26 protein-coding genes are annotated in these 22,265 nt (G+C 63.1%); 5 read left to right on the forward strand and 21 right to left on the reverse strand.

Going from position 1 to position 22,265, the window contains the following annotated elements:
• Window positions 1-3 precede the first annotated feature (3 nt).
• From nuoK to tkt, 21 genes are all read right to left on the reverse strand, one after another.
• Window positions 4-309, reverse strand: coding sequence for an NADH-quinone oxidoreductase subunit NuoK (gene nuoK, locus LDB26_RS11535; protein WP_021247120.1), 306 nt, complete (start codon window positions 307-309; stop codon window positions 4-6).
• The gene (locus LDB26_RS11540; RefSeq protein WP_021247121.1) at window positions 306-917 is read right to left on the reverse strand and encodes an NADH-quinone oxidoreductase subunit J; all 612 of its coding nucleotides are present in this window, start codon (window positions 915-917) and stop codon (window positions 306-308) included. The genes nuoK and LDB26_RS11540 overlap by 4 nt, the downstream gene beginning before the upstream one ends.
• Window positions 918-947: 30 nt before the next feature.
• A complete protein-coding gene (nuoI, locus tag LDB26_RS11545; RefSeq protein WP_257538511.1) occupies window positions 948-1,433 on the reverse strand; it encodes an NADH-quinone oxidoreductase subunit NuoI in 486 nt (161 codons plus the stop codon).
• Window positions 1,430-2,479, reverse strand: coding sequence for an NADH-quinone oxidoreductase subunit NuoH (gene nuoH / locus LDB26_RS11550; RefSeq protein ID WP_257538513.1), 1,050 nt, complete (start codon window positions 2,477-2,479; stop codon window positions 1,430-1,432). Before nuoH ends, nuoI begins: the two co-directional genes overlap by 4 nt.
• Entirely contained in the window at window positions 2,476-4,482 is a 2,007-nt protein-coding gene (gene nuoG / locus LDB26_RS11555) for an NADH-quinone oxidoreductase subunit NuoG (protein WP_062066676.1), read from the reverse strand. Before nuoG ends, nuoH begins: the two co-directional genes overlap by 4 nt.
• 2 nt (window positions 4,483-4,484) lie before the next feature.
• Window positions 4,485-5,801 carry an NADH-quinone oxidoreductase subunit NuoF gene (gene nuoF, locus LDB26_RS11560; RefSeq protein ID WP_257538514.1) on the reverse strand — a complete coding sequence of 439 codons (1,317 nt, stop codon included), beginning with the start codon at window positions 5,799-5,801 and terminating at the stop codon, window positions 4,485-4,487.
• Window positions 5,798-6,466 (reverse strand): NADH-quinone oxidoreductase subunit NuoE, encoded by a 669-nt coding sequence (nuoE, locus tag LDB26_RS11565; protein ID WP_257538515.1) that lies wholly within the window; start codon window positions 6,464-6,466, stop codon window positions 5,798-5,800. Before nuoE ends, nuoF begins: the two co-directional genes overlap by 4 nt.
• The gene (locus tag LDB26_RS11570; RefSeq protein WP_062066685.1) at window positions 6,466-7,701 is read right to left on the reverse strand and encodes an NADH-quinone oxidoreductase subunit D; all 1,236 of its coding nucleotides are present in this window, start codon (window positions 7,699-7,701) and stop codon (window positions 6,466-6,468) included. The genes nuoE and LDB26_RS11570 overlap by 1 nt, the downstream gene beginning before the upstream one ends.
• A complete protein-coding gene (locus LDB26_RS11575; protein ID WP_062066688.1) occupies window positions 7,701-8,537 on the reverse strand; it encodes an NADH-quinone oxidoreductase subunit C in 837 nt (278 codons plus the stop codon). Before LDB26_RS11575 ends, LDB26_RS11570 begins: the two co-directional genes overlap by 1 nt.
• A gap of 1 nt (window position 8,538) precedes the next feature.
• Entirely contained in the window at window positions 8,539-9,093 is a 555-nt protein-coding gene (locus LDB26_RS11580; RefSeq protein ID WP_062066691.1) for an NADH-quinone oxidoreductase subunit B family protein, read from the reverse strand.
• Complete coding sequence (locus LDB26_RS11585; protein ID WP_062066694.1) at window positions 9,084-9,458, reverse strand: NADH-quinone oxidoreductase subunit A; 375 nt, start codon at window positions 9,456-9,458, stop codon at window positions 9,084-9,086. The genes LDB26_RS11580 and LDB26_RS11585 overlap by 10 nt, the downstream gene beginning before the upstream one ends.
• A 128-nt stretch (window positions 9,459-9,586) precedes the next feature.
• Window positions 9,587-10,399 (reverse strand): inositol monophosphatase family protein, encoded by an 813-nt coding sequence (locus LDB26_RS11590; RefSeq protein WP_062066696.1) that lies wholly within the window; start codon window positions 10,397-10,399, stop codon window positions 9,587-9,589.
• Between the two features lie 140 nt (window positions 10,400-10,539).
• On the reverse strand, window positions 10,540-11,103 hold the full coding sequence (gene efp, locus LDB26_RS11595) for an elongation factor P (protein WP_062066699.1): 564 nt from the start codon (window positions 11,101-11,103) through the stop codon (window positions 10,540-10,542).
• Window positions 11,104-11,239: 136 nt separating this feature from the next.
• A complete protein-coding gene (locus LDB26_RS11600) occupies window positions 11,240-11,815 on the reverse strand; it encodes a M23 family metallopeptidase (protein ID WP_373886110.1) in 576 nt (191 codons plus the stop codon).
• A gap of 7 nt (window positions 11,816-11,822) precedes the next feature.
• The gene (locus LDB26_RS11605; RefSeq protein ID WP_257542100.1) at window positions 11,823-12,887 is read right to left on the reverse strand and encodes a L,D-transpeptidase; all 1,065 of its coding nucleotides are present in this window, start codon (window positions 12,885-12,887) and stop codon (window positions 11,823-11,825) included.
• Window positions 12,888-12,950: 63 nt separating this feature from the next.
• Complete coding sequence (gene thiE, locus LDB26_RS11610) at window positions 12,951-13,646, reverse strand: thiamine phosphate synthase (RefSeq protein ID WP_062066705.1); 696 nt, start codon at window positions 13,644-13,646, stop codon at window positions 12,951-12,953.
• 214 nt (window positions 13,647-13,860) lie between these two features.
• A complete protein-coding gene (locus tag LDB26_RS11615; RefSeq protein ID WP_062066708.1) occupies window positions 13,861-14,133 on the reverse strand; it encodes a hypothetical protein in 273 nt (90 codons plus the stop codon).
• A gap of 67 nt (window positions 14,134-14,200) precedes the next feature.
• Complete coding sequence (locus LDB26_RS11620) at window positions 14,201-15,106, reverse strand: fructose bisphosphate aldolase (protein WP_062066711.1); 906 nt, start codon at window positions 15,104-15,106, stop codon at window positions 14,201-14,203.
• A 100-nt stretch (window positions 15,107-15,206) separates the two neighbouring features.
• Window positions 15,207-16,379 carry a phosphoglycerate kinase gene (gene pgk, locus LDB26_RS11625; RefSeq protein ID WP_062068913.1) on the reverse strand — a complete coding sequence of 391 codons (1,173 nt, stop codon included), beginning with the start codon at window positions 16,377-16,379 and terminating at the stop codon, window positions 15,207-15,209.
• A gap of 88 nt (window positions 16,380-16,467) precedes the next feature.
• A complete protein-coding gene (gene gap, locus LDB26_RS11630) occupies window positions 16,468-17,478 on the reverse strand; it encodes a type I glyceraldehyde-3-phosphate dehydrogenase (RefSeq protein WP_257538516.1) in 1,011 nt (336 codons plus the stop codon).
• A 39-nt stretch (window positions 17,479-17,517) separates the two neighbouring features.
• Window positions 17,518-19,476, reverse strand: coding sequence for a transketolase (gene tkt, locus LDB26_RS11635; RefSeq protein WP_257538517.1), 1,959 nt, complete (start codon window positions 19,474-19,476; stop codon window positions 17,518-17,520).
• A gap of 172 nt (window positions 19,477-19,648) precedes the next feature.
• On the opposite strand from tkt, the gene LDB26_RS11640 reads away from it, so the two are divergent.
• The 5 genes from LDB26_RS11640 (at window position 19,649) to aqpZ (ending at window position 22,216) form a co-directional block, all read left to right on the forward strand.
• Window positions 19,649-19,843, forward strand: a complete 195-nt coding sequence (locus LDB26_RS11640) for a hypothetical protein (RefSeq protein WP_231746311.1) — start codon at window positions 19,649-19,651, stop codon at window positions 19,841-19,843.
• Window positions 19,836-20,171, forward strand: a complete 336-nt coding sequence (locus LDB26_RS11645; protein WP_062066720.1) for a cell division protein ZapA — start codon at window positions 19,836-19,838, stop codon at window positions 20,169-20,171. Before LDB26_RS11640 ends, LDB26_RS11645 begins: the two co-directional genes overlap by 8 nt.
• Before the next feature lie 228 nt (window positions 20,172-20,399).
• A complete protein-coding gene (locus LDB26_RS11650) occupies window positions 20,400-20,990 on the forward strand; it encodes a 5-formyltetrahydrofolate cyclo-ligase (RefSeq protein WP_257538518.1) in 591 nt (196 codons plus the stop codon).
• Window positions 20,987-21,214 (forward strand): DUF2842 domain-containing protein, encoded by a 228-nt coding sequence (locus tag LDB26_RS11655; RefSeq protein WP_062066726.1) that lies wholly within the window; start codon window positions 20,987-20,989, stop codon window positions 21,212-21,214. The genes LDB26_RS11650 and LDB26_RS11655 overlap by 4 nt, the downstream gene beginning before the upstream one ends.
• A 270-nt stretch (window positions 21,215-21,484) precedes the next feature.
• Window positions 21,485-22,216, forward strand: a complete 732-nt coding sequence (gene aqpZ, locus LDB26_RS11660) for an aquaporin Z (protein ID WP_062066729.1) — start codon at window positions 21,485-21,487, stop codon at window positions 22,214-22,216.
• The last annotated feature ends 49 nt before the right edge of the window (window positions 22,217-22,265 follow it).

A 22,265-nucleotide genomic window follows, 5' to 3' on the forward strand; every position in this document is an offset into this window, starting at 1 on the left:
GGCTCAGCCCTTCATCCGGTTGACATCATCGACGGCAATGGTGCCCCGACCGCGGAAATAGATAACGAGGATGGCAAGGCCGATGGCCGCCTCACCCGCCGCGACGGTCAGCACGAACATGCTGAACACCTGCCCCACCAGATCGCCGAGGAAGGCGCTGAAGGCCACGAAGTTGATGTTCACGCTGAGCAGGATCAACTCGATCGCCATCAGGATGATGATGACATTCTTGCGGTTGATGAAGATGCCGAGCACGCCCATCACGAACAGGATCGCGCTGACCACCATATAGTGCTGAAGACCGATCACAGCTCCACCCCCTGCCCCACGGGCTGATTGACGTTACGGATCGCCTCTTCCGGACGGCGGCGGTTCTGGCGCGCGATGTTCTGGCCGCGCACGCCGCCGCGGGCGCGATGGGTCAGCACGATGGCGCCGATCATCGCGACCAGCAGGATAATGCCCGCCGCTTCGAACAGGAAGATATAGCGGGTGTAGAGCAGCCCACCGATCGCCTGGATATTACTCAGTTCCGGGTTCACCGGCGCGGCGCGCTGGGCCAGTTCGATAGGACCGGCGCTCCAGATGCCGATGCCCAGCACGATCTCGGCCAGCAGCACCAGCGCGATCAACATGCCAAAGGGCAGATAATCGACGAAACCGGCACGCAATTCCGCGAAGTCGATGTCGAGCATCATCACGACGAACAGGAACAGCACGGCGACCGCCCCCACATAGACGATGACAAGCAGCATCGCGATGAACTCGGCGCCCAGCAGGACCATCAGGCCCGCCGCGTTGAAGAACGCCAGGATCAGCCACAGCACCGAATGAACCGGATTGCGCGACAGGATCGTCAGCGCGCCGCTGCACACCACCAGCGCAGCGAACAGGTAAAAGGCGAAGACGTGAATCACAGGACCATTATCCCCTTCGGCGGCTGCGGCTTAACGATAAGGCGCGTCGGCGGCAAGGTTCGCGGCAATGGCCCGTTCCCACTTGTCCCCGTTTTCAAGGAGCTTGGCCTTGTCATAGATCAGCTCCTCGCGCGTTTCCGTTGCGAATTCGAAATTAGGCCCTTCGACCACAGCGTCCACCGGGCAGGCTTCCTGACAGAAGCCGCAATAAATGCATTTGGTCATGTCGATGTCGTAGCGCGTCGTGCGGCGGCTGCCGTCCTCGCGCGGCTGCGCCTCGATGGTGATCGCCTGCGCGGGACAGATCGCCTCGCACAACTTGCACGCGATGCAGCGTTCCTCCCCATTGGGATAACGGCGCAACGCATGCTCCCCACGGAACCGCGGCGAGATCGGGTTCTTCTCATGCGGGTAGTTGATCGTCGCCTTGGGCTTGAAGAAATATTTCAAGGTCAGCCAATGCGCCTTCACAAACTCCCACAGGGTGAAGCTTTTGATGTAGTAACCGAGGCTCATTGTGCGCCTCCATAGCGCGTCAGCATGAGAAAGCCCGACACCAGGAAGACGAACAGCAGCGAGGTCGGCAGGAAGATTTTCCAGCCCAGCCGCATCAACTGGTCATAGCGGTATCGAGGCACCGTCGCCTTCACCCAGGAGAAGACGAAGAAGAAGAACAGTATCTTGGCGAACAGCCAGAGGATGCCTGGCACATAATATAGCGGCGCCCAATCGAACGGCGGCAGATAACCGCCCCAGAACAGGATGGCGTTGAGCGCACACATCAACAGCACGTTCGCATATTCGCCCAGCCAATAGAGGGCAAAGGACATGGACGAATATTCGGTCTGATAGCCCGCGACCAGCTCGGACTCCGCTTCGGTGAGATCGAACGGAGCACGCGCCGTTTCCGCCATGGCAGAGATCAGGAACATGATTGCCATCGGGAACAGCAACGGATTGAAACCATGGCCGTTCAGAAAACCATAATAGCCCTTCTGGCTTTCAACGATGGTCGAGAGGTTGAAGCTGCCGGCCCACAGCACGACGGTGATCAGGATGAAGCCGATCGAGACTTCATAGGAGATCATCTGCGCGCTGGCGCGGATCGCGGAATAAAAGGGATATTTGGAGTTCGACGCCCAGCCCGCGAGCACGATGCCGTAAACGCCAAGGGACGAAACCGCGAGGATATAAAGCAGGCCGACATTGATGTTCGCCAACACCACGCCCACCTGGAACGGGATCACCGCCCAGGCCATCAAGGCTATTGTGAAGGTGATGATCGGCGCGATGATGAACAGGGTTCTGTTCGCGGCCGATGGAATGATGGTTTCCTGGAGGAACACCTTGGCTCCATCCGCGAAGGACTGGAGCAAGCCGAAGGGACCGACGACGTTCGGGCCACGGCGCAGCGCCATCGCCGCCCAGATCTTGCGGTCGGCGTAGATGATCATCGCCACAGCCAGCATCAGCGGCAGGGCGATCAGCAGGATGCCGATGACCGTGGAAAGCAGCCATGCGCCATCATAAGGCAGGCCGAGATTCTGGAAAAAAGCGGTCATTCCGCGGCCTCCGCGAAGGTCTCACCATGGATCAGCTCCGCCGAGCATTGCTGCATCGTCGGGCTGGCGCGGCAGATGGCGTTGGTCAGATAGAAATCCTTGATCGGCGAACCGAACTCGCCAGACGCGCCGGTCGGCAACCGGGGGATGGACCAGCCATAATCGGCCAGGCCCGATTGCCCCAGCGCCGGGACGGCCTTCACCATTTCCGCGCGCAGCGCGTCGAAGCTGTCGAAAGGCAGGGTCGCGCCCATCACCTCGGACAAAGCGCGCAGGATCGACCAGTCCTCGCGGGCGTCGCCCGGCGCGAACACGGCCTTTTCGCCGCGCTGCACCCGGCCCTCCAGATTGACATAGGTGCCCGCCTTTTCGGCATAGCTCGCGCCCGGCAGGATCACGTCCGCCGCATGGGCGCCCTTGTCGCCATGATGGCCGACATAGACTTTGAAGCTGTCCTCGAACGCCGCATAATCGACCTCGTCCGCGCCCAGCGAGAAAAGCAGCTTGGGCTTGGCGGCCGCCACCGCCTTGACGCCGCCATCGACCGCATAACCGAGCATCAGCCCGCCCATGCGCGCCGCCGCGAAGTGCAGGACGTTATATCCGTTCCAGCCCTCTTTCACGAGGCCCAGCGTCTCGACGAGCGCCAGCGTATCGCCATGCGCGCCGTCCTTGGCGAGCACGCCGCCGCCCACGATCATCGCCGGACGCGCGGCCTTGCCGAACGCTTGCGTTACCGCTTGCGGCAGCTTCGCCAGCAGCGACGCATCATTGCCCAGCCACTCGACCTTGTAGGTCAGATCGACTTCCGGACCGATGCCAAAGACCTTCGCGCCCTTCTTGATCGCCTTGCGGATGCGCGTGTTCACCAGCGGCGCTTCCCAGCGCAGGTTGGTGCCGACCAGCAGGATCACGTCCGCCGTCTCGATCCCCGCGAGCGTCGTATTGAAGTTCACAGCCGACAGGCTCGACACGTCATAGGCCAGGCCCGTCTGACGCCCTTCCAGCATCGTGCCGCCCAGCTTCTCGACCAGCGCCTTGCCCGCGAACATGGTTTCGCAGTCGAGCAGGTCGCCCGCCAGCGCCGCCACGCTGCCGCCATGCTGGACGGCGGCGATCGCCGCGAAAGCCTCGTTCCAGGTCGCCGGGACCAGCTTGCCGTCCTTGCGGACATAGGGCTTGTCCAGCCGCTTGCGGACCAGACCGTCGACATTGTGGCGGGTCTTGTCCGACGCCCACTCCTCGTTCACGTCGTCATTGATGCGCGGCACGGCGCGCAGCACCTGACGGCCCCGGCTGTCGAGGCGGATATTGGTGCCGACCGCGTCCATCACGTCGATGGCATGGGTCTTCTTGAGTTCCCAGGGCCGCGCCTCGAACGCATAGGGCTTCGACGTCAGCGCGCCCACGGGGCACAGGTCGACCACATTGCCCGACAGCTCGCTTTTCGCGGCATGTTCGAGATAGGTGGTGATCTGCATATTCTCGCCGCGATAGATGGCGCCGATTTCCGGCACGCCCGCGACTTCCTCGGCAAAGCGCACGCAGCGGGTGCACTGGATGCAGCGGGTCATGACCGTCTTGACGATCGGACCCATATATTTTTCGGTGACGGCGCGCTTATTCTCATCGAAGCGGCTCTTGCCACGGCCATAGGCGACGGACTGGTCCTGCAAGTCGCATTCGCCGCCCTGATCGCAGATCGGGCAGTCGAGCGGGTGGTTGATGAGCAGGAACTCCATCACCCCTTCGCGCGCCTTCTTGACCATCTCGCTGTCGGTACGGATGTCCTGCCCTTCCGCCGCCGGAAGCGCGCAGCTTGCCTGCGGCTTGGGCGGTCCGGGCTTCACTTCCACCAGGCACATCCGGCAATTGCCCGCGATGCTGAGGCGCTCATGATAGCAGAAACGCGGGATTTCCTTCCCCGCCAGCTCGCACGCCTGGAGGACCGTCGCGCCCGCCGGGACTTCGAGTTCTACGCCGTCTACTGTGACCTTGGGCATGGTTACTCCGCTGCCTCCATGACGGGGGCGCTACCCTTATTCTCGTTGATCCGCCGCTCGATCTCAGGACGGAAATGCCGGATCAGCCCCTGAATCGGCCAGGCCGCCGCGTCGCCGAGCGCGCAGATGGTGTGGCCTTCGACCTGCTTGGTGACTTCCTGGAGCATGTCGATTTCGCTGATGTCGGCGTCACCCGAGCGCAGCCGCTCCATAACGCGCCACATCCAGCCGGTGCCTTCGCGGCAGGGCGTGCACTGGCCGCAGCTTTCATGCTTGTAGAAGTAGCTGAGGCGCGAAATGGCGCGAACGATGTCGGTCGACTTGTCCATGACGATGACCGCAGCCGTGCCAAGGCCGGAGCCAAGCGCCTTGAGGCCATCGAAATCCATCGGCGCGTCCATGATCTCCTTGGCGGGGACCAACGGGACCGACGACCCGCCGGGAATCACCGCGAGCAGATTGTCCCAGCCGCCGCGAATGCCGCCGCAATGCCGGTCGATCAGTTCCTTGAAGCTGATGCCCATCGATTCCTCGACGACGCAGGGCCTGTTCACATGGCCGCTGATCTGGAACAGCTTGGTGCCCTTGTTGCCTTCCCGCCCGATACTCGCGAACCATTCGGGCGAACGGCGCAGGATCGTCGGCGCCACGGCAATGCTCTCGACATTGTTCACCGTGGTCGGGCAGCCATAGAGACCAGCGCCCGCCGGGAAAGGCGGCTTCAGGCGCGGCTGGCCCTTCTTGCCCTCCAGGCTCTCGATCTGCGCGGTTTCCTCGCCGCAGATGTAAGCGCCCGCGCCGCGATGGACGAAGACGTCGAAATCATAGCCCGACCCGCAGGCATTCTTGCCGAGGAAGCCCTTTTCATAAGCCTGCTCGACGGCGGCGAAGAGCACTTTCGCCTCATAGATGAACTCGCCGCGAATGTAGATATAGGCGGCCCGCGCCCGCATCGCGAAACCGGCGATCAGCGCACCCTCGATCAGCTTATGCGGATCGTGGCGGATGATCTCGCGATCCTTGCAGCTACCCGGCTCGGATTCGTCGGCGTTGATGACCAGGAAGCTGGGACGGCCATCCTTGCTTTCCTTGGGCATGAAGCTCCACTTCATGCCGGTCGGGAAGCCCGCGCCGCCACGGCCGCGCAGGCCGCTGGCCTTGATGCGCTCGATGATCTCGTCCTGGCCCAATTCCAAAAGCGCCTTGGTATTGTCCCAGTCGCCGCGCTTGATCGCCGCGTCTATGCCCCAATCCTGGAAGCCATAGAGGTTGGTGAAGATGCGGTCCTTATCGCTAAGGGGTGCGATGACGTCGCTCATGACCACTGACCCCGATAGTCGTGATTGCCGGAGACCATTTCCTTGAGGCTCGTCGGGCCGCCCTCGGGGCAGCTCGTCTGCCGCTCGATCTGCGGCCCGATCCTGGGCTGCTTGCCAGCCGAGAGATCCTCCAGGATCGCGCCCATGCTGTCATAGGTCAGGTCTTCATAATTATCGTCGTTGATCTGGACCATTGGCGCGTTGGCGCAGGCGCCCAGACATTCGACCTCGGTCAGCGTGAAAAGGCCATCGGGCGTCGTGCCACCCTTCACTAAGCCCTTGTTCTTGCACGCTGAAAACACATCATCGGAGCCGCGCAGCATGCAGGGCGTCGTACCGCACACCTGCACATGATAACGGCCCACCGGTGCGAGATTGTACATGGTGTAGAAGGTCGCGACTTCATACACGCGCATGTACGGCATATCGAGCTGGTCGGCGATATATTCCATCACCGGCACCGGCAGCCAGCCTTGCGTCTGCGTCTCCGCGCCGACCTGCCGCTGGGCGAGATCGAGCAGCGGCATCACCGCCGACTGCTGACGGCCTGCGGGATAGCGGGCGATGACCTTCTTCGCCTGTTCGGCATTCTCGGCCGTCCACGAGAAGGCGCCCCAGCGCGCACGGGTCTCGGCCTCGTCCGGGATATGAACTGCGTCAGCCATTAGCGATCACACTCCCCAAACACGATGTCCATGGCGCCCAGGACAGCGGTGGTGTCGGCCAGCATGTGGCCCTTCAGCATGAAATCCATCGCTTGCAAATGCGAGAAGGCGGTCGGGCGGATCTTGCAGCGATAGGGTTTGTTGCTGCCGTCCGCGACCAGATAGACGCCGAATTCGCCCTTGGGGCTTTCGGTCGCCACATAGACCTCGCCCGCGGGCACATGGAATCCCTCGGTATAGAGCTTGAAATGGTGGATCAGCGCTTCCATCGACTGCTTCATCTCACCGCGCTTGGGCGGGGAGACCTTGCGGTCGAAACTGGCGATCGGACCTTCCGGCATGTCGTTGAGGCACTGTTTCATGATCCGCGCGGACTGACGGACTTCCTCGACGCGCACCATGAAGCGGTCGTAGCAGTCGTAATTGGTGCCGACCGGCACATCGAACTCCATCCGGTCATAGACATCATAGGGCTGCGACTTGCGGATATCCCATGCAATGCCGCTGCCTCGGATCATCGGCCCGGAGAAACCCCATTTCAGCGCATCTTCCTTGCTGACAACGGCGATGTCCACATTGCGCTGCTTGAAGATGCGGTTGTCCGCCACCAGCGAGATCGCGTCCTCGAACAGGCGCGGCAAGCGCGTGTCGAGCCAGTCGGCGATGTCGGTGAGCAGCTTCAAGGGCACATCCTGATGCACGCCGCCCGGCCGGAAATAAGCCGAATGCATGCGGGCGCCGGACGCCCGCTCGAAGAAGTTGAGGCAGTCCTCACGGATTTCGAACAGCCACAGGTTCGGCGTCATCGCGCCGACGTCCATGACGTGCGAGCCAAGGTTCAGCATGTGGTTGCTGATGCGGGTCAGTTCCGCGAAAAACACGCGCAGATATTGGGCGCGCAGCGGCACTTCGAGGTTCAGCAGCTTCTCGATCGCCAGCACATAGCTATGCTCCATGCCGAGCGGCGAGCAATAGTCCAGCCGGTCGAAATAAGGCAGCGCCTGCAAATAGGTCTTATATTCGATCAGCTTTTCGGTGCCGCGATGGAGCAGGCCGACATGCGGATCGCAGCGTTCCACGATCTCGCCGTCCAGTTCCATGACAAGGCGCAACACGCCGTGCGCCGCGGGATGCTGCGGGCCGAAGTTGATGGTGTAGTTCTGAATCTCCGTATCGCCGAGCGTCGGATCGTCGGCATTGATCTTATGATCCAGTTTTTCGATATAATCGGACATCAGGCCTTGTCCTCGGGCTTGGCAACGCCTTTGCCTTCATCGGTGTCGGCGGCGGGCTTGGCCGGCGCTTCAGGGGACTTCGCGTTCGCCTTACTGTCGGTCGGCTCGCCGGCTCCGCTATCGCCGGACTTTTCCGTTACCTTCGGCTTGTCGCCCTTCTCCTCGCCCTTGGGGGCGGCGGGCGGCGGCGGCGGAGCAGGCGCGGGCGACGGCGCACCGGGCGCCTGCGGCGCCTTCTCATCGCCCGGCAGCACATATTGCGCGCCTTCCCAAGGACTCATGAAATCGAAGCTGCGGAAATCCTGCGCGAGGCGAACAGGCTCATAGACGACGCGCTTATCCTCTTCGGAATAGCGCAGCTCGACATAGCCGGTCAGCGGAAAGTCCTTGCGCTGCGGATAGCCCTTGAACCCATAGTCGGTCAGGATGCGGCGCAGGTCGGGATTGCCGGAAAAAATCACCCCATACATGTCGAACACTTCACGTTCCAGCCAGCCCGCGACGGGCCAGATATGCGTGACGCTCGGAACCGGCCTGTCTTCGTCGGTGGAAACCTTGACGCGGACGCGGTGATTGCGGGTGACGGACAGCAGATGATAGCAGACCTCGAAGCGTTCCGGCCGTTCGGGATAATCGACGCCCGCCACTTCCATGAGCTGCTGATAGTGCGCGCGGTCGCGCAGCACTTCCATCGCGTCGGCCAGCTTTTCGCGAACCACAGTGAAGCTCAGTTCATCTGCATGATCGACGGTTTCGATCAGCATCGAACCCAGCAGTCCGGCAATTTCTTCCGCGATGCCGGGGATGGCAGCGATCTTCGGAGCAGGATGTCCCATATCAGCGCTCGAAAGTCCCAATGCGGCGGATCTTCCGCTGTAGCTGCATCACGCCATAGAGCAGCGCTTCGGCGGTCGGCGGGCAACCGGGGACATAGATATCCACCGGCACGATCCGGTCGCAGCCGCGCACCACGGAATAGCTATAGTGATAATAGCCGCCGCCATTCGCGCAGGAGCCCATGGAAATCACATATTTCGGTTCTGACATCTGGTCGTAAACCTTCCGCAACGCCGGGGCCATCTTGTTGCAGAGCGTGCCAGCCACGATCATCACGTCCGACTGGCGCGGGGACGCGCGCGGAGCGACACCGAAGCGCTCCATGTCATAACGAGGCATATTGACGTGGATCATTTCCACCGCGCAGCAGGCAAGGCCGAAGGTCATCCACCACAGCGATCCGGTGCGCGCCCAATGGAACAATTCCTCCGTCGAGGTGACAAGGAAACCCTTGTCGCTGACTTCAGAATTCAGCGCGTTGAAGAAATCCTGGTCGGGCTGTGTCCCCACCGGCGGCATGGTGCCGGGCGCGGGATTCGTCAGTTCTACTCCCATTCCAGGGCTCCCTTCTTCCACGCATAGACAAGGCCAAGCACCAGCTCTGCTATGAACACCATCATCGTCGCCCAGCCGGTCCAGCCGATCTGATCGAGGCTGACCGCCCACGGATAAAGGAACGCCGCCTCCAGATCGAAGATGATGAACAGGATCGCGACGAGATAGAAACGCACGTCAAACTGGCTGCGCGGCTCCTCAAAGGCCGGGAAGCCGCATTCATATTCTGAAAGCTTGGCCGGGTCGGGCTTGTGCGCGCCGGTCAGGCGACCCACCAGCATCGGCAGAAAGACGAAGGCGCTGGAGAGCAGCAGGGCGATCCCCAGAAAAATCAGGATCGGCAGATATTGAGCGAGATCGACCAACGGAATCCCCTGGGCGAAAATGATTACGGGCGCGCTTTAGGACCGCTGCATATGCGAAGCAAGGGGGCATACCCCTGAGAATGAATCGCAAAAAGCCCAAGTGCTCGAAGTGTTTGGCTCAAACGCCCCTAGCGCAACGCTCCGGCGAGCAGCTTATGCAGCTTGCTGTGGATGGCATCATTGCCCGCGATAATCTCCCGCCGCTCGATCGGTTGATCGCCGCCGCGAAAATCCGTGACGAAGCCGCCTGCTTCACGCACCATCAGGATGCCGGCTGCGACATCCCAGGGTTGCAGGCCGCTCTCCCAGAAGCCGTCATAGCGGCCGGACGCGACATGAGCGAGGTCGAGCGAGGCGGCGCCGAAACGGCGGATGCCTGCGACGGAAGGCGCCACCGCGCCGAAGATTCGGGTCCACTGGGCAAAGTCGCCATGGCCCATGAAGGGGATTCCGGTCGCGATCAGGCATTCGCCCATGTCGCGACGGGCCGAGACTCGCAGGCGCTGATCATGTCGCCATGCGCCCCGGTTCTTTTCGGCCCAATAGCTTTCGTCGGTGATCGGCTGATAGACCAGGCCGGTGGTGATTTCCTTCCTGCCCCCATAAAGCGGCTCTTCCACTGCGATCGAGATCGCGAAATGCGGAATCCCGTGCAGAAAGTTGGTGGTGCCATCGAGCGGGTCGATGATCCAGCGCGGCTTGGTGGGATCGCCCTCGATCATGCCGCCCTCTTCCAGCAGGAAACCCCAGTCGGGGCGCGCGCGCTGCAATTCCTCGACCAGCGTTTCCTCGCAGCGTTTGTCGGCCAGAGACACGAAGTCCGCCGGCCCCTTGCGGCTGACCTGGAGATGCTCGACCTCGCCGAAATCGCGGCGCAGCTTGGAGCCTGCCTTGCGGACAGCGCGTTCCATGACGGTGAGAAGGCCGGAGTGCGATACCATGTTCTTTTCTCCTCCCTCCACCAACGGAGGGATATGGGTGCGGGGTTTGGAGACGCCCTGAAAAGGAAAAGGCGGAAGGCTCGCCTGCGCTCGCCACCCACCCCCCTGTCCCTTCCGCAGGCGGAAGGGCGACTATGCAATCAGTCCGCGCGTTTTACATATTCGCGTTCGTAGACGTCGACGATGATGCGCGTGCCGGAAACGATGTGCGGCGGCACCATGACGCGCACGCCATTGTCGAGGATGGCGGGCTTGTAGCTGGCCGAGGCGGTCTGCCCCTTCACCACGGCATCGGCCTCCACCACGGTCGCTTCGACCGTTTCGGGGAGCTGCACCGAAATCGGGCGTTCCTCATACATTTCGAGCATGACCATCATGCCGTCCTGAAGGAAGGCGGCGGCGTCGCCCACCAGATCAAGCGGGAGGTTGATCTGTTCGTAGGTTTCCGTGTCCATGAAGACGAGCATGTCGCCTTCGGCATAGAGATACTGGAAATCCTTGGTGTCGAGCCGGATGCGCTCGACCGTTTCGGCGGAGCGGAAACGGACGTTGTTCTTGCGCCCGTCGATCAGGTTCTTGAGTTCCACCTGCATATAGGCGCCGCCCTTGCCGGGCTGGGTGTGCTGGATCTTGACGGCGCGCCACAGGCCACCTTCATATTCGATATTGTTGCCGGGACGGATGTCCACGCCGCTGATCTTCATGGGAAGAGCCTGCCTATATGTCTGTGGATGGAAAAGAGCCGGCCTTTTTGAGGCTGGGCGCGCGTCTACATCCAGACGGGCCGTAGGGCAAGAGGGGCTTAACATCGCCCGCGTCACGTGGCTACAGGATAGCGGGTCAGGGCGACCGGGCGAACAACGGATAGGGATTGACCGCTCGCCCGCCATGCCATGGCTCTCCCGGCTCCGCGACATGCACGGCGAAATGGAGATGCGGGGCGGACGGATCGGCATTACCGGTGCTCCCGACCGCCGCGATGCGGTCGCCGCGCCGCACCGCCTGCCCTTCGTGCAATCCGGGCGCGTAGCTATCCAGATGCGCGTAATAATAGATGCGCCTTCCGTCCGGGGAGCGTTCATAGACGGTCCGTCCGCCCTCCTCGCTCCAGAACAGTTTTTCGATGCGGCCATCGGCGGCGGCGAGAACGGTGCTGCCCCGCGCGGCCATGATGTCGATGGCGTCATGCGGACGGGCGCCGTTCGCGCGGGATTGCGTGAAAGTGTCGGTGAGCACCACTGCGGGCACCCCTTCCACTGGGATCAACAGCTCCGTCGCGGACGACGAGGCGGAGGATAGGGGCTCGGAGTCATGCGGCGCATCGGCGGGCACGATCCGCACGCAAAACGACAGGAACAGCACGCAGAGCAGAACCGCGACCACAATCCCCGCCCAACCCCGCGCGCCGATCCTCATGACCCTCTCATGGCTGGAAATGCGCCTTCGTCCCGACCTTCACCATCTGGGCAAGGCGAGCCGCATCCCAATTGGTCAGGCGGATGCAGCCATGACTTTCGGTGCGGCCGATATTTTGTGGCTCCGGCGTGCCGTGGATGCCGTAGTGCGGTTTGGAAAGGTCGATCCAAACCACGCCCACCGGCCCGTTCGGACCGGGTTTCAGCAAGGCTTTCTTGTCCGATTCGTCCGCATCCCAGAACAGGTCTGGATTATACTGGAAATCGGGATTACGGCTGACCCCCTTGATCGTCCAGTCGCCAATCGGCAGCGGATCATGCTGCGACCCCATGGTGGCGGGGAATTGGGCGATCAGTTGGTCCTTGTCGTCATAGACCTTCAGCAGTCCTTCGGATTTGTCGACGACGATATGGTCGGCCTGCGTCTGGCCGGCGGCAACAGCCAGGCTGGCGAGCGTTTCGCCCCAGCCGCGATCGTCGCCTTCGATCCGGGCGACGGGCTGGTTGGCGATGGCAGGCACGCGGATGATCGCGCCCGGCCCGACCTTCGTATTCGCCGGATTAAGCGCCAACAACGCTTCGGGCCTGGTATGGAAGCGTTCCGCCAGCCTTTCGAGCAGGTTGCGATAGCCTAGCGCAGGAAGCTTCGCCTGGTCGTTCAGATCCTTGGGAATGGCGAAGAACGGCCCCTTCGCGAAGCCTTCGGGTATGCGGACGAGCCATGTGGCGGGCTGGGGATTGTCCCCCAGCAGCGCCTTGGCTGTGGCCTCGTCATATTTGCCGCTTTCAGGCAGGCCTCGCGCCTGCTGGAAACCGCGCAGCGCGTCGGTGAAGGACATGCCCTCCTTCCCGTCGATCACGCCGGGAGAAAAACCCGCCCGGTCGAGCGCAACCTGCGCCTGAAGGATCGAATCGGCGCGTTGGGGCTGGTTCGCCGGTTCGGGCTGAACGGCGAAGGCATAGGGATCGGCCGGAGCGGTCGGCTGCTGTTCCTGCCCCCTCTCCTGCGGCGCAGGCGCGGAAGGCTGACTGTTACAGGCAGTCGCGCAGAGCGCGATGAGCGAGGAAAGCATGAAAGGACGCACGGCATTCTCCTGATTTTTCAGGGAAACGCCGCAAGCCTTCAAAAAGATGCGTCAGCCTTTGGTGGCAAGTAACGGCGCGAAGGCTGCCACGCCTGCCCCCGGGCCATCCGCATGGCTCCAGACCGCGCTGCTGACCGCGAGGAAATCGGCGCCTGCCGCGACGAGCGGAGCCGCGTTCTCCGCCGTGATGCCGCCAATCGCGACACAGGGCAATTCAAACAATGTGACCCACCAACTCAGGATAGATGGCTCCGGGCGATGGCGCGTTTCCTTCGTCGTGGTGGGATAGAAGGCGCCGAAAGCGACGTAATCCGCCCCCGCCTCGCCCGCTTCCATCGCAAGGTGGCGGCTGTCGTGGCAGGTGACGCCGATCTGGGCCGAGGGGCCCAGGATGCTGCGGGCTTCACGCGGGTCGCCATCGGACTGGCCCAGATGCACGCCATCCGCGCCCAGGCGCTTGGCGAGGGCGACGCTGTCATTGACGATGAAGGCGACTTCGCGGTCAGCGCAGAGCTTTTGCAGCGGCTCGGCGGCGCGGGCGATGGCATGGTCATCGATCCCTTTCAGCCGAAGCTGGAAGGCGGCAACCTCCCCTCCGTCCAGGGCGGCGGCAAGACGGTCGGTGAAGGCCGCATCGATGGCGGGCGGAGAAATCAGGTAGAGCTTGCAGGCGGGACGAAAGCCCCGCTCGAACTGGTCAGCGAATCGCGGATCGAGGGCCAGTTCTTCTTCGGTGAAGTCAGTCATGGGCTGTGCAGTAGAACAAGGCGGCGCGGGACGGAAGTCTTAGGGCATGTTTCGGGATGACGGACCCGGCGGCATCCGCTCTCAGCGCGGCGCCATATCGAAAGGCGGCATATCCTCGCGCGCGCCCAACTTCGTGTAGAGCGCAATAGCCGGATCGTCGCCATGATCGGCCTTCATGCGCCGCTTTCGACGGAAATGGGCCGGAGCGCGTCGATCAGCGCGGCGGCGATGCCACGCTGCCTTTCACCCGCTGCCACGGCAAGGTCGTAGATGTAGATTTCGCTGCGCTGCTACTCGATTTCCGCAATGCATAAGCGGCGAGCGCGCCGATCACCCTTTCGCCACGCTTTGTCACCAGCGCGATGAAGCGCGGATCGACGAGCAGGTCCGCCAGCCAGGCGTCCGGCGGAGGGTTTCCGGCATAGGAGGCGGGGTCTTCAAAACCTCCGCGAACGGCGCATTGGCCGCGCGCAGCAGCGGACGCCACCCGCCGCTGTCAGGCGGGTGACGGCGGCGGAAAGCTCTGGGGCATCCACGGCCGTCACCCTTGCCCGTCAGGCCGCGACCGGGGTCTTGGCGGTCGAAGCGTTGTAGATTTCCTCGATCGCCCCGCCCAGCGAGGCGTTGAATTCATCATCGCTCATCTGGTGGCGCAGGTCTTCCAGCAGCGCGCGGCTGAAGCTGGCGATGATGCCCCGGTTCTTGGCGAGTTCGACGCAGGCTTCGGGGCGCTTGAAGCCGCCCGACAGCGCCACGACGCGCAACACGCGGGGATGGTCGACCAGCGGATCGAACAAGCCGGACTTGGCGGGAAGCGAAAGCTTGAGCATCACCTTGTCATCGCCCGGCAGCGCGTCGAGATTCTTGAGGATTTCCTCCAGCAATATCTGGTCGGCTTCGGCCCGTTCGGGCGACTTGATGTTCACTTCCGGCTCGATGATCGGCATCAGACCGGCGGCAAGCACCTGTTGGCCAACTTCGAACTGCTGCTTGACGATAGCGGCGATGCCCTCGCGGTTGGCGAGGTTGATGACCGAGCGTTCCTTGGTGCCGTAGACGCCCAGCGCCTTGGCACGCTTCAGCAGCGCATCCAGTTCCGGCATCGGCTTCATGAGCTGGACGCCATTCGCTTCGTCCTCAAGGCCCTTGTCGATCTTGATGAAGGGGACGACGCCGCGCTCGATCAGCGCCTGCGGCACGGGCTGTCCGCCCGCCTGCCCGTCCATGGTCCGCTCGAACAGGATCGCGCCCAGCACCTTGTCGCCGGCGAAGGCTGGCGATGTGATGATCCGGCTACGCATGCCATGGATCAAGCCGAACATTTCCTCTTCAGTCGACCAGGCGTCTTCTTCGACGCCATAGCCCTTGAGCGCCTTGGGCGTCGAACCGCCGCTCTGGTCGAGGGCAGCGATAAAGCCGTTGCCGTCCGCTATCTTGTTGGTCATTTCCTGATCCAGCATCTGCACATACCTTCTCGATTGGTCGCGCCACCCCTCCGGCGGCGCTGTGATAGGGAAAATGTCGCCCTCTCCCGGCGACGAAAGACAGGCGCGCGGCCGTTCAGGCCATCAGCGCCTTGACGCCCGGCAATTCCTTGCCTTCCATCCATTCAAGGAAAGCGCCGCCCGCAGTAGAGACGAAGGTGAAATCGCCCGCAACTCCCGCATGGTTGAGTGCTGCGACAGTATCACCTCCACCTGCGACGGACGTAAGTTGCCCTTCCTTGGTGAGGGCGGCGGCGGTCTTGGCGAGCGCCACGGTCGCCTTGTCGAAGGGCGCGATCTCGAACGCGCCAAGCGGGCCGTTCCAGACCAGCGTGCGACAATTCTTGAGCGCGTCGCCCAGCGCCTCCACGGCGGCGGGGCCAATATCGAGAATCATCTCGTCCGCCGCGACTTCATGGACGTTGCAGGTGCGGAGCGACGGCGGATTGACCGCGAATTCCTTCGCCACCACCACGTCATAGGGCAAATGGATGGTGCAGCCCGCCTTGTCGGCGGCTTCGAAAATGGCTTCGGCGGTGTCCGCCAGATCCTTTTCGCACAACGACTTGCCGACATCGACCCCCCGTGCGTGGAGAAACGTATTGGCCATACCGCCGCCGATGATGAGATGATCGACCTTGGCGACGAGGTTGTTGAGCACATCGAGCTTGGTCGAAACCTTCGCCCCGCCGACGACCGCCGCGACCGGCTTCACCGGCTCGCCGAGCGCCGCCTGGAGCGCGTCCAATTCCTTCTCCATAGAACGGCCTGCGAAGGCGGGCAGCTTGTGCGCCACCCCCTCGGTCGAGGCATGGGCGCGGTGGGCGGCAGAAAAGGCGTCGTTCACATAAAGGTCGCCGATCGCGGCCATCGCATCCGCCAGTGCGGGATCGTTCTTTTCCTCGCCGGGGTGGAAGCGGGTGTTCTCCAGGATCGCGATATCGCCAGGGCGCATCACCGCGATACCGTCGACCGCCGCCTGTCCCGCGCAATCGGGGATGAACTGCACTTCGCGGCCCAGCACCTGCGACAGCGGACGCGTGATCTTGCTCAGCGAGAACTCAGGGTTCTTCTGGCCCTTGGGACGGCCGAAATGGGCGAGGATCAGCACCTTCGCGCCGCGGTCGGCCAGTTCGAGGATCGTGGGCATCGCGGCGCGCAGGCGGGTGTCGTCGCTGACCGAACCGTCCTGCATCGGCACGTTCAGGTCCTCGCGCACCAGCACGGCCTTGCCGTGGATGTCGCCCATATCGTCAAGCGTCTTGAAGGGCTTCACGCGCACTCCCCTGCTGCAAGGAAAGCCGCCGCCGGTCACGGGACCGGCGGCGGCAAGGATATTAAAGATACTTCGCGACCACGCCGGTCGTGTCGATCATGCGGTTCGAGAAACCCCATTCATTGTCATACCAGCTCAGCACGCGGACCAGCTTGCCGTCGATGACCGCCGTTTCCAGGCTGTCGACGGTGGAGCTGCGCGGATCGCCATTATAGTCGATCGACACCAGCGGTTCGTCCGAATAGCCGAGGATACCTTTGAGCGGGCCGGATTCCGACGCGGCCTTGAGCAGGCCGTTGACTTCCTCGACAGTCGTGTCGCGCTTGGCGATGAACTTGAGGTCGACGACCGAGACGTTCGGGGTCGGCACGCGGACCGAGGAGCCGTCCAGCTTGCCCTTGAGGTCAGGCAGCACTTCACCCACCGCGCGGGCGGCGCCGGTGGTGGTCGGGATCATCGACAAAGCGGCGGCGCGGGCGCGGCGCATGTCCTTGTGGATCTGATCCAGCGTGTTCTGGTCGTTGGTATAGCTGTGGATCGTCGTCATGAAGCCGCTTTCGATGCCGATGGCGTCGTGCAGCACCTTGGCGAGCGGGGCGAGGCAGTTAGTGGTGCAGCTCGCGTTGGAGATCACCACATCGTCGGCGCTCAGCGAGTCATGGTTGACGCCGTAAACAACGGTCTTGTCCACGCCCGTCGCGGGGGCGGAGATGACGACGCGCTTCGCGCCTGCGGTCAGGTGCGCGCTTGCCTTCGCCTTGTCGGCGAAGATGCCGGTGCATTCGAGGGCGATGTCCACGCCCTGCGCGGCATGGGGCAGCTTGGCCGGATCGCGTTCGGCGGTGACGGCGATGCGCTTGCCGTTGATGACGAGGGCATCGCCGTCGACGCTCACTTCGCCGGGAAAATTGCCGTGCACGCTGTCGCGCTTGAACAGCAGGGCGTTGGACTTGGCATCGCCCAGATCGTTGATGCTGACCAGTTCCAGGTCATGATCGTTACGCTCCAGAATGGCGCGCGCGACAAGGCGGCCGATGCGCCCGAAACCGTTGATTGCTACCTTCGTTGCCACTGCAATTGACTCCCGTTTTGCGTGTTGGCTTGAATATGTTCAGGCGAGCGCGGCCGCGATCTGCGGCGCGATCTTGGCGGCCGTGAGGCCGAAATGGTCGTAGAGCACTTCGGCCGGAGCCGATGCGCCAAAGCTGTCGATACCGAAACGCAGCGCGGCATAGCGTTCCCAGCCGAAAGTCGTGCCCGCCTCAATCGACGCGTGCAAGACGCCCTGCGGCAGAATGTCGTCCTTGTACGACTGCGTCTGCGCTTCGAAATGCGCCCAGCTCGGCATGGAGACGACATCCGCGCCGATGCCCTGCGCTTCGAGCGCTTCGGCAGTGGCGACGGCGATCTCGACTTCCGATCCGGTGGCGATCAGCACGACCTTGCGGTCCGCCTTGGCCGCGCGCAGGCGGTAGGCGCCCTTGGCCGACAGATTCTCGCCCGCCTTCTCCGTGCGGAGCTGCGGCAGATTCTGGCGGGTCAGCGCCAATACGGAGGGGCCAGTCGCGTCCTTAAGCGCCAGTTCCCAGCATTCCGCCGTCTCGACCACATCGGCGGGGCGATAGACATCGAGATTGGGGATCATGCGAAGCGACATGACATGCTCGATCGGCTGATGCGTCGGGCCGTCTTCGCCAAGGCCGATGGAATCGTGCGTCAGAACGTGGATCACTCGCTGCTGCTGGAGCGCGGCCAGACGGATGCCGCCGCGCATATAGTCGGAGAAGACGAGGAATGTGCCGCCATAGGGAATGACGCCACCGTGCAGCGCCATGCCGTTCATCGCGCAGGCCATGCCGAATTCGCGGATGCCGTAATAGATGTAGCGGCCCGCATAATCGTCACGGGTCAGCGGCCCGGTGGACTTGGTCTTGGTGTTGTTGGAGCCGGTGAGGTCCGCCGATCCGCCCACGGTTTCCGGCAGCAGGTCGTTGATCGCGCCCAGCGCCAGTTCGCTGGCCTTGCGGGTCGCCACCTTCTGCGGCGCAGCGATCAGGCTGTCGATATAGGCGTCGAGCGAGAAGCCGGCGGGCAGTTCCCCCGCCATGCGGCGCTCGAATTCCGCCTTTTGTCCGTTGCTTGCGAGACTACCTTCCCACTTGGCGCGAGCAGGCGCGCCCCTCGCGCCGATTTCGCGCCATCCGGCGGCGACATCTTCGGGAATGACGAACGGTTCGGCTGCCCAGCCCAGAAATTCGCGCGCGGCGGCGACTTCCGCTTCGCCCAGCGCGGAGCCGTGGACGCCGGACGTGCCTGCCTTGTTGGGCGCGCCATAACCGATCTTGGTGGAGCAGGCGATCAACGAGGGACGCGGATCGGCCAGCGCCTCGTCGATGGCGCGGCGCACATCGGCCGTGTCATGGCCGTCGCAGGACACGACATGCCAGCCGGTCGCGGCATAGCGGGCGCGCACGTCTTCGTTGGAGGACAGGTCCACCGCGCCGTCGATGGTGATCTTGTTATCGTCCCACAGCACGATCAGGCGGCCAAGGTTCAGATGCCCCGCAAGGCCAATAGCCTCATGGTTGATACCTTCCATCAGGCAACCGTCGCCTGCGATCACCCATGTCCGGTGGTCGACCAGGTCGTCGCCGAACTGGGCATTCAGGTGCCGTTCCGCAATCGCCATGCCCACGGCCGTGGCGAGGCCCGAACCCAGCGGCCCGGTTGTCGCCTCGACGCCTGCCAGCTCGAAATTCTCCGGATGGCCAGCGCAGGGACTGCCTAGCTGACGGAAGTTGCGGATGTCCTCTATCGTCGGACGCGCATAGCCGGTCAGGTGCAGAAGCGAATAGATCAGCATCGACCCATGCCCCGCCGACAGCACGAAGCGGTCGCGGTCGGCCCATTTGGGCTGGCCCGGATCGAACTTCAGATAGTCGGAAAAGAGGACCGTGGCGACATCGGCCATGCCCATCGGCATGCCCGGATGCCCGCTATTGGCAGCCTGAACCGCGTCCATGGAGAGGGCGCGAATGGCGTTGGCGAGCGTCTTTTCGGAAACGGTCATCGGGGGCGGGCGTCTTTCCTGTCTATCGAAATGCCCGCATTATGCAGGCGAGTCGGAATCGGGCCTCCTTTGTCGCGTCAAGCCCCATGCGTCAACCATAGGCGGGGCGGACGCTGCGCCGGACCGTTCAATCACGGCTTTTTCGGGACGGCAAGTTTCGCTATGCAGGGCCATGGCAAGCGACCGCATGAAGCAGGCGATCGACGCGCTGGAGCGCGCAATCGACCGTCTGGAACAGAATATGGACAGGCTGGGGCCGTCCACTTCTTCCCTTCCCTCTTCCGGCGTCGATGCGACAGCCGCCCGCGCGGCGCTCAAATCGCTGGACGCGCTGATCGGCGAACTCAAGGAAGGCGCCCATGGCTGAAACCACGCTTTATATAGCCGGGCGGCAATATGATCTGCGCTGCCGCGATGGCGAGGAAGCGCATCTGGCGCATCTCGCGGGCCTGATCGAGCGCAAGGCACGGCTGGCGCAACAGGCGACGCCGGGATTGACGGAGGTGCGGACACTGCTGTTCGCGGCGCTGTTCCTGGCCGACGAACTCAACGACATGAAGAGGGAAGTCGCCGGACGGCAGGAAGCCCTGCCACTTGACGACGGAGGCGATCCGGCTGTGCTGGCGATAGAGGTTTTGACGGCGCGGCTGGAAAAGCTGAGCGACAGGCTTGCCGCGCCCTTGCCGGACGCCTAGATAGTAAGGCGACGGGCACTGCCTGGTACGAGCTTTAGCGAACATCCCTGAGGCGATAATCACATCCACGGGGGCTGTCCCTGGGCGGGCCCTGGCCCGATCTACATGGTCCCCACCTGACGTTGAGGCGTCAGAGGATTTTCCAGCCAACGGCCAAGGTGGTCCCGTCACCCGCCTTCCCTATATTCCTCTTCCCATCGCCGCCACCCTGACGCAAAGGGCTTGTTCATGAGCGACGAACATAGCGGCATGCCGGACAAGCCCACATTACGCGCCATCGCGCGGCAGCGGCGGCGCGCCTTCGTGGCGGGGCTGGACCCGCTGGCGCACCGGTTGGCGTTCAAGGTGCTGCCTTCCCCTCTCGCGAGGCGGCTGGCGGATGTGCGGACGGTGGCGCTCTATATGGGGATCGAGGATGAAGCCCCCGCGCAAAGGCTGGCCGCAAAGCTGATCGAGACTGGCAGGACGGTGGCCTTGCCGCGCGTGATCGACCGGATGGGGAGCATGGAATTCCTGGCATGGCATCCGGACGCGCCGCTGCTGCCCGGCCGCTTTGGCACCAGTCACCCCGAACAGGGCGATGGTCCTGTGGCGCCGGACGCCATCATTGCGCCGCTGCTGGGCTTTGACCGGGCGATGAACCGGCTGGGTCAGGGCGGTGGCTATTATGACCGGGCCTTTGCCCGCTACCCGGACGCGCTGCGTGTCGGGCTGGCATGGTCGGTGCAGGAGCAGGAGGCGATTCCCGCCGATCCTTGGGATTTGCCGCTTCATATGGTGCTGACCGAAGTGGAACTGATCGAGGGGGAAGAGTCATGAAACATTATGAACCGAGCTGGCGCAAGCCCGCGGGCATGTTCATGATCCTGGCGCTCATCCTGCTGTGGGCCGTGCTGGTGGGTAGCCTGTCGGGCCTCATCGGACAGTTGCCGATGATCGCGCAGGTGCCGGTCTATATTTTCCTCGGCCTCATCTGGATCTGGGTTCTGCCCCTCAAGCGCCTGCTCGCCTGGATGGAGACGGGCCGCTGGCGGCGCGGATAAGCCGTGACAGCCTTCCCTTTTCGGTATATCTCCCAAGCCGTTAAGGGGTCGTAACGGATATCCGCACCTGACGGAATACCGCCACCCCTGCTACAAGAGGGGGAGGCGAAGGCATGTTCCCATGCCTGCTATTGCGACCCGGACGCGCCCGTGAAGGCGCTCCTTTCCCGCGCGCACTCTTCTTCCGCATCACCCTTTCCAGCATCACTGGCGAAGCCACCCCGCCACGACACCCGACATGATGGTGGCGCAGCGCAACAGGAGGACAAGATGGTGCCAATGAGCAAGAGATTGTTTGCGGAAACCTTCGGTACATTCTGGCTTGTTTTCGGCGGATGCGGCAGCGCCGTGCTGGCGGCGGCCTTTCCCGATGTAGGCATCGGTCTGCTGGGCGTCAGCCTGGCTTTCGGCCTGACATTGCTGACCATGGCCTATTCCATCGGCCATATATCCGGATGCCACCTCAATCCCGCCGTAACCATCGGCCTGTGGGCGGGCGGACGCTTTCCCGTACGGGACATCGCGCCCTATATCGTCGCACAACTGGTGGGGGCCGTGATCGCCGCCGCGCTGCTTCTCTATATCGCAAGCGGTGAGCCGGACTTCGTATTGATGGGCAACGGCCTTGCGGTGAACGGCTATGGCGCCAATTCGCCGGGCGGCTATGTGCTGTCATCGGCCTTCGCGATCGAAGTCGTGCTGACCTTCGGCTTCCTGAGCGTGATATTGGGCTCGACAGACAGCCGCGCGCCCGCCGGTTTCGCGCCAATCGCGATCGGACTGTCGCTGACGCTGATCCACCTTATCAGCATTCCTGTCACCAATACGTCGGTCAATCCCGCGCGTAGCACGGGCCCGGCATTATTGGTCGGGGGGATCGCCCTGCATCAGCTCTGGCTGTTCTGGATTGCGCCGATTGCGGGCGCGGTGATCGCCGGCGGCGTCTATCGCTGGCTGGCAGAAGAACCGAAGGCGCCCGCCGTCGTGGGCGAGAATCTGTAGCTTGACGCATCGGGCCGATGCTTCGGCGTCGGCCCATTGGCTATTGTCA

Origin of the sequence: Sphingobium sp. CFD-1 (genome assembly GCF_024611115.1) — a bacterium.
GTDB classification, from domain to species: Bacteria; Pseudomonadota; Alphaproteobacteria; order Sphingomonadales; family Sphingomonadaceae; genus Sphingobium; species Sphingobium baderi_A.

Excerpts from the sequence above, each read along its gene's own strand:
- nuoI (WP_257538511.1), bottom strand. The coding sequence starts at position 1,433 with ATGAGCCTCGGTTACTACATCAAAAGCTTCACCCTGTGGGAGTTTGTG.
- nuoH (WP_257538513.1), bottom strand. The coding sequence starts at position 2,479 with ATGACCGCTTTTTTCCAGAATCTCGGCCTGCCTTATGATGGCGCATGG.
- nuoG (WP_062066676.1), bottom strand. The coding sequence starts at position 4,482 with ATGCCCAAGGTCACAGTAGACGGCGTAGAACTCGAAGTCCCGGCGGGC.
- nuoF (WP_257538514.1), bottom strand. The coding sequence starts at position 5,801 with ATGAGCGACGTCATCGCACCCCTTAGCGATAAGGACCGCATCTTCACC.
- nuoE (WP_257538515.1), bottom strand. The coding sequence starts at position 6,466 with ATGGCTGACGCAGTTCATATCCCGGACGAGGCCGAGACCCGTGCGCGC.
- LDB26_RS11570 (WP_062066685.1), bottom strand. The coding sequence starts at position 7,701 with ATGTCCGATTATATCGAAAAACTGGATCATAAGATCAATGCCGACGAT.
- LDB26_RS11575 (WP_062066688.1), bottom strand. The coding sequence starts at position 8,537 with ATGGGACATCCTGCTCCGAAGATCGCTGCCATCCCCGGCATCGCGGAA.
- LDB26_RS11580 (WP_062066691.1), bottom strand. The coding sequence starts at position 9,093 with ATGGGAGTAGAACTGACGAATCCCGCGCCCGGCACCATGCCGCCGGTG.
- LDB26_RS11590 (WP_062066696.1), bottom strand. The coding sequence starts at position 10,399 with ATGGTATCGCACTCCGGCCTTCTCACCGTCATGGAACGCGCTGTCCGC.
- efp (WP_062066699.1), bottom strand. The coding sequence starts at position 11,103 with ATGAAGATCAGCGGCGTGGACATCCGTCCCGGCAACAATATCGAATAT.
- LDB26_RS11600 (WP_373886110.1), bottom strand. The coding sequence starts at position 11,815 with ATGAGGATCGGCGCGCGGGGTTGGGCGGGGATTGTGGTCGCGGTTCTG.
- LDB26_RS11605 (WP_257542100.1), bottom strand. The coding sequence starts at position 12,887 with ATGCTTTCCTCGCTCATCGCGCTCTGCGCGACTGCCTGTAACAGTCAG.
- thiE (WP_062066705.1), bottom strand. The coding sequence starts at position 13,646 with ATGACTGACTTCACCGAAGAAGAACTGGCCCTCGATCCGCGATTCGCT.
- LDB26_RS11620 (WP_062066711.1), bottom strand. The coding sequence starts at position 15,106 with ATGCTGGATCAGGAAATGACCAACAAGATAGCGGACGGCAACGGCTTT.
- pgk (WP_062068913.1), bottom strand. The coding sequence starts at position 16,379 with ATGGGCGACATCCACGGCAAGGCCGTGCTGGTGCGCGAGGACCTGAAC.
- tkt (WP_257538517.1), bottom strand. The coding sequence starts at position 19,476 with ATGACCGTTTCCGAAAAGACGCTCGCCAACGCCATTCGCGCCCTCTCC.
- LDB26_RS11640 (WP_231746311.1), top strand. The coding sequence starts at position 19,649 with ATGGCAAGCGACCGCATGAAGCAGGCGATCGACGCGCTGGAGCGCGCA.
- LDB26_RS11645 (WP_062066720.1), top strand. The coding sequence starts at position 19,836 with ATGGCTGAAACCACGCTTTATATAGCCGGGCGGCAATATGATCTGCGC.
- LDB26_RS11650 (WP_257538518.1), top strand. The coding sequence starts at position 20,400 with ATGAGCGACGAACATAGCGGCATGCCGGACAAGCCCACATTACGCGCC.
- LDB26_RS11655 (WP_062066726.1), top strand. The coding sequence starts at position 20,987 with ATGAAACATTATGAACCGAGCTGGCGCAAGCCCGCGGGCATGTTCATG.
- aqpZ (WP_062066729.1), top strand. The coding sequence starts at position 21,485 with ATGGTGCCAATGAGCAAGAGATTGTTTGCGGAAACCTTCGGTACATTC.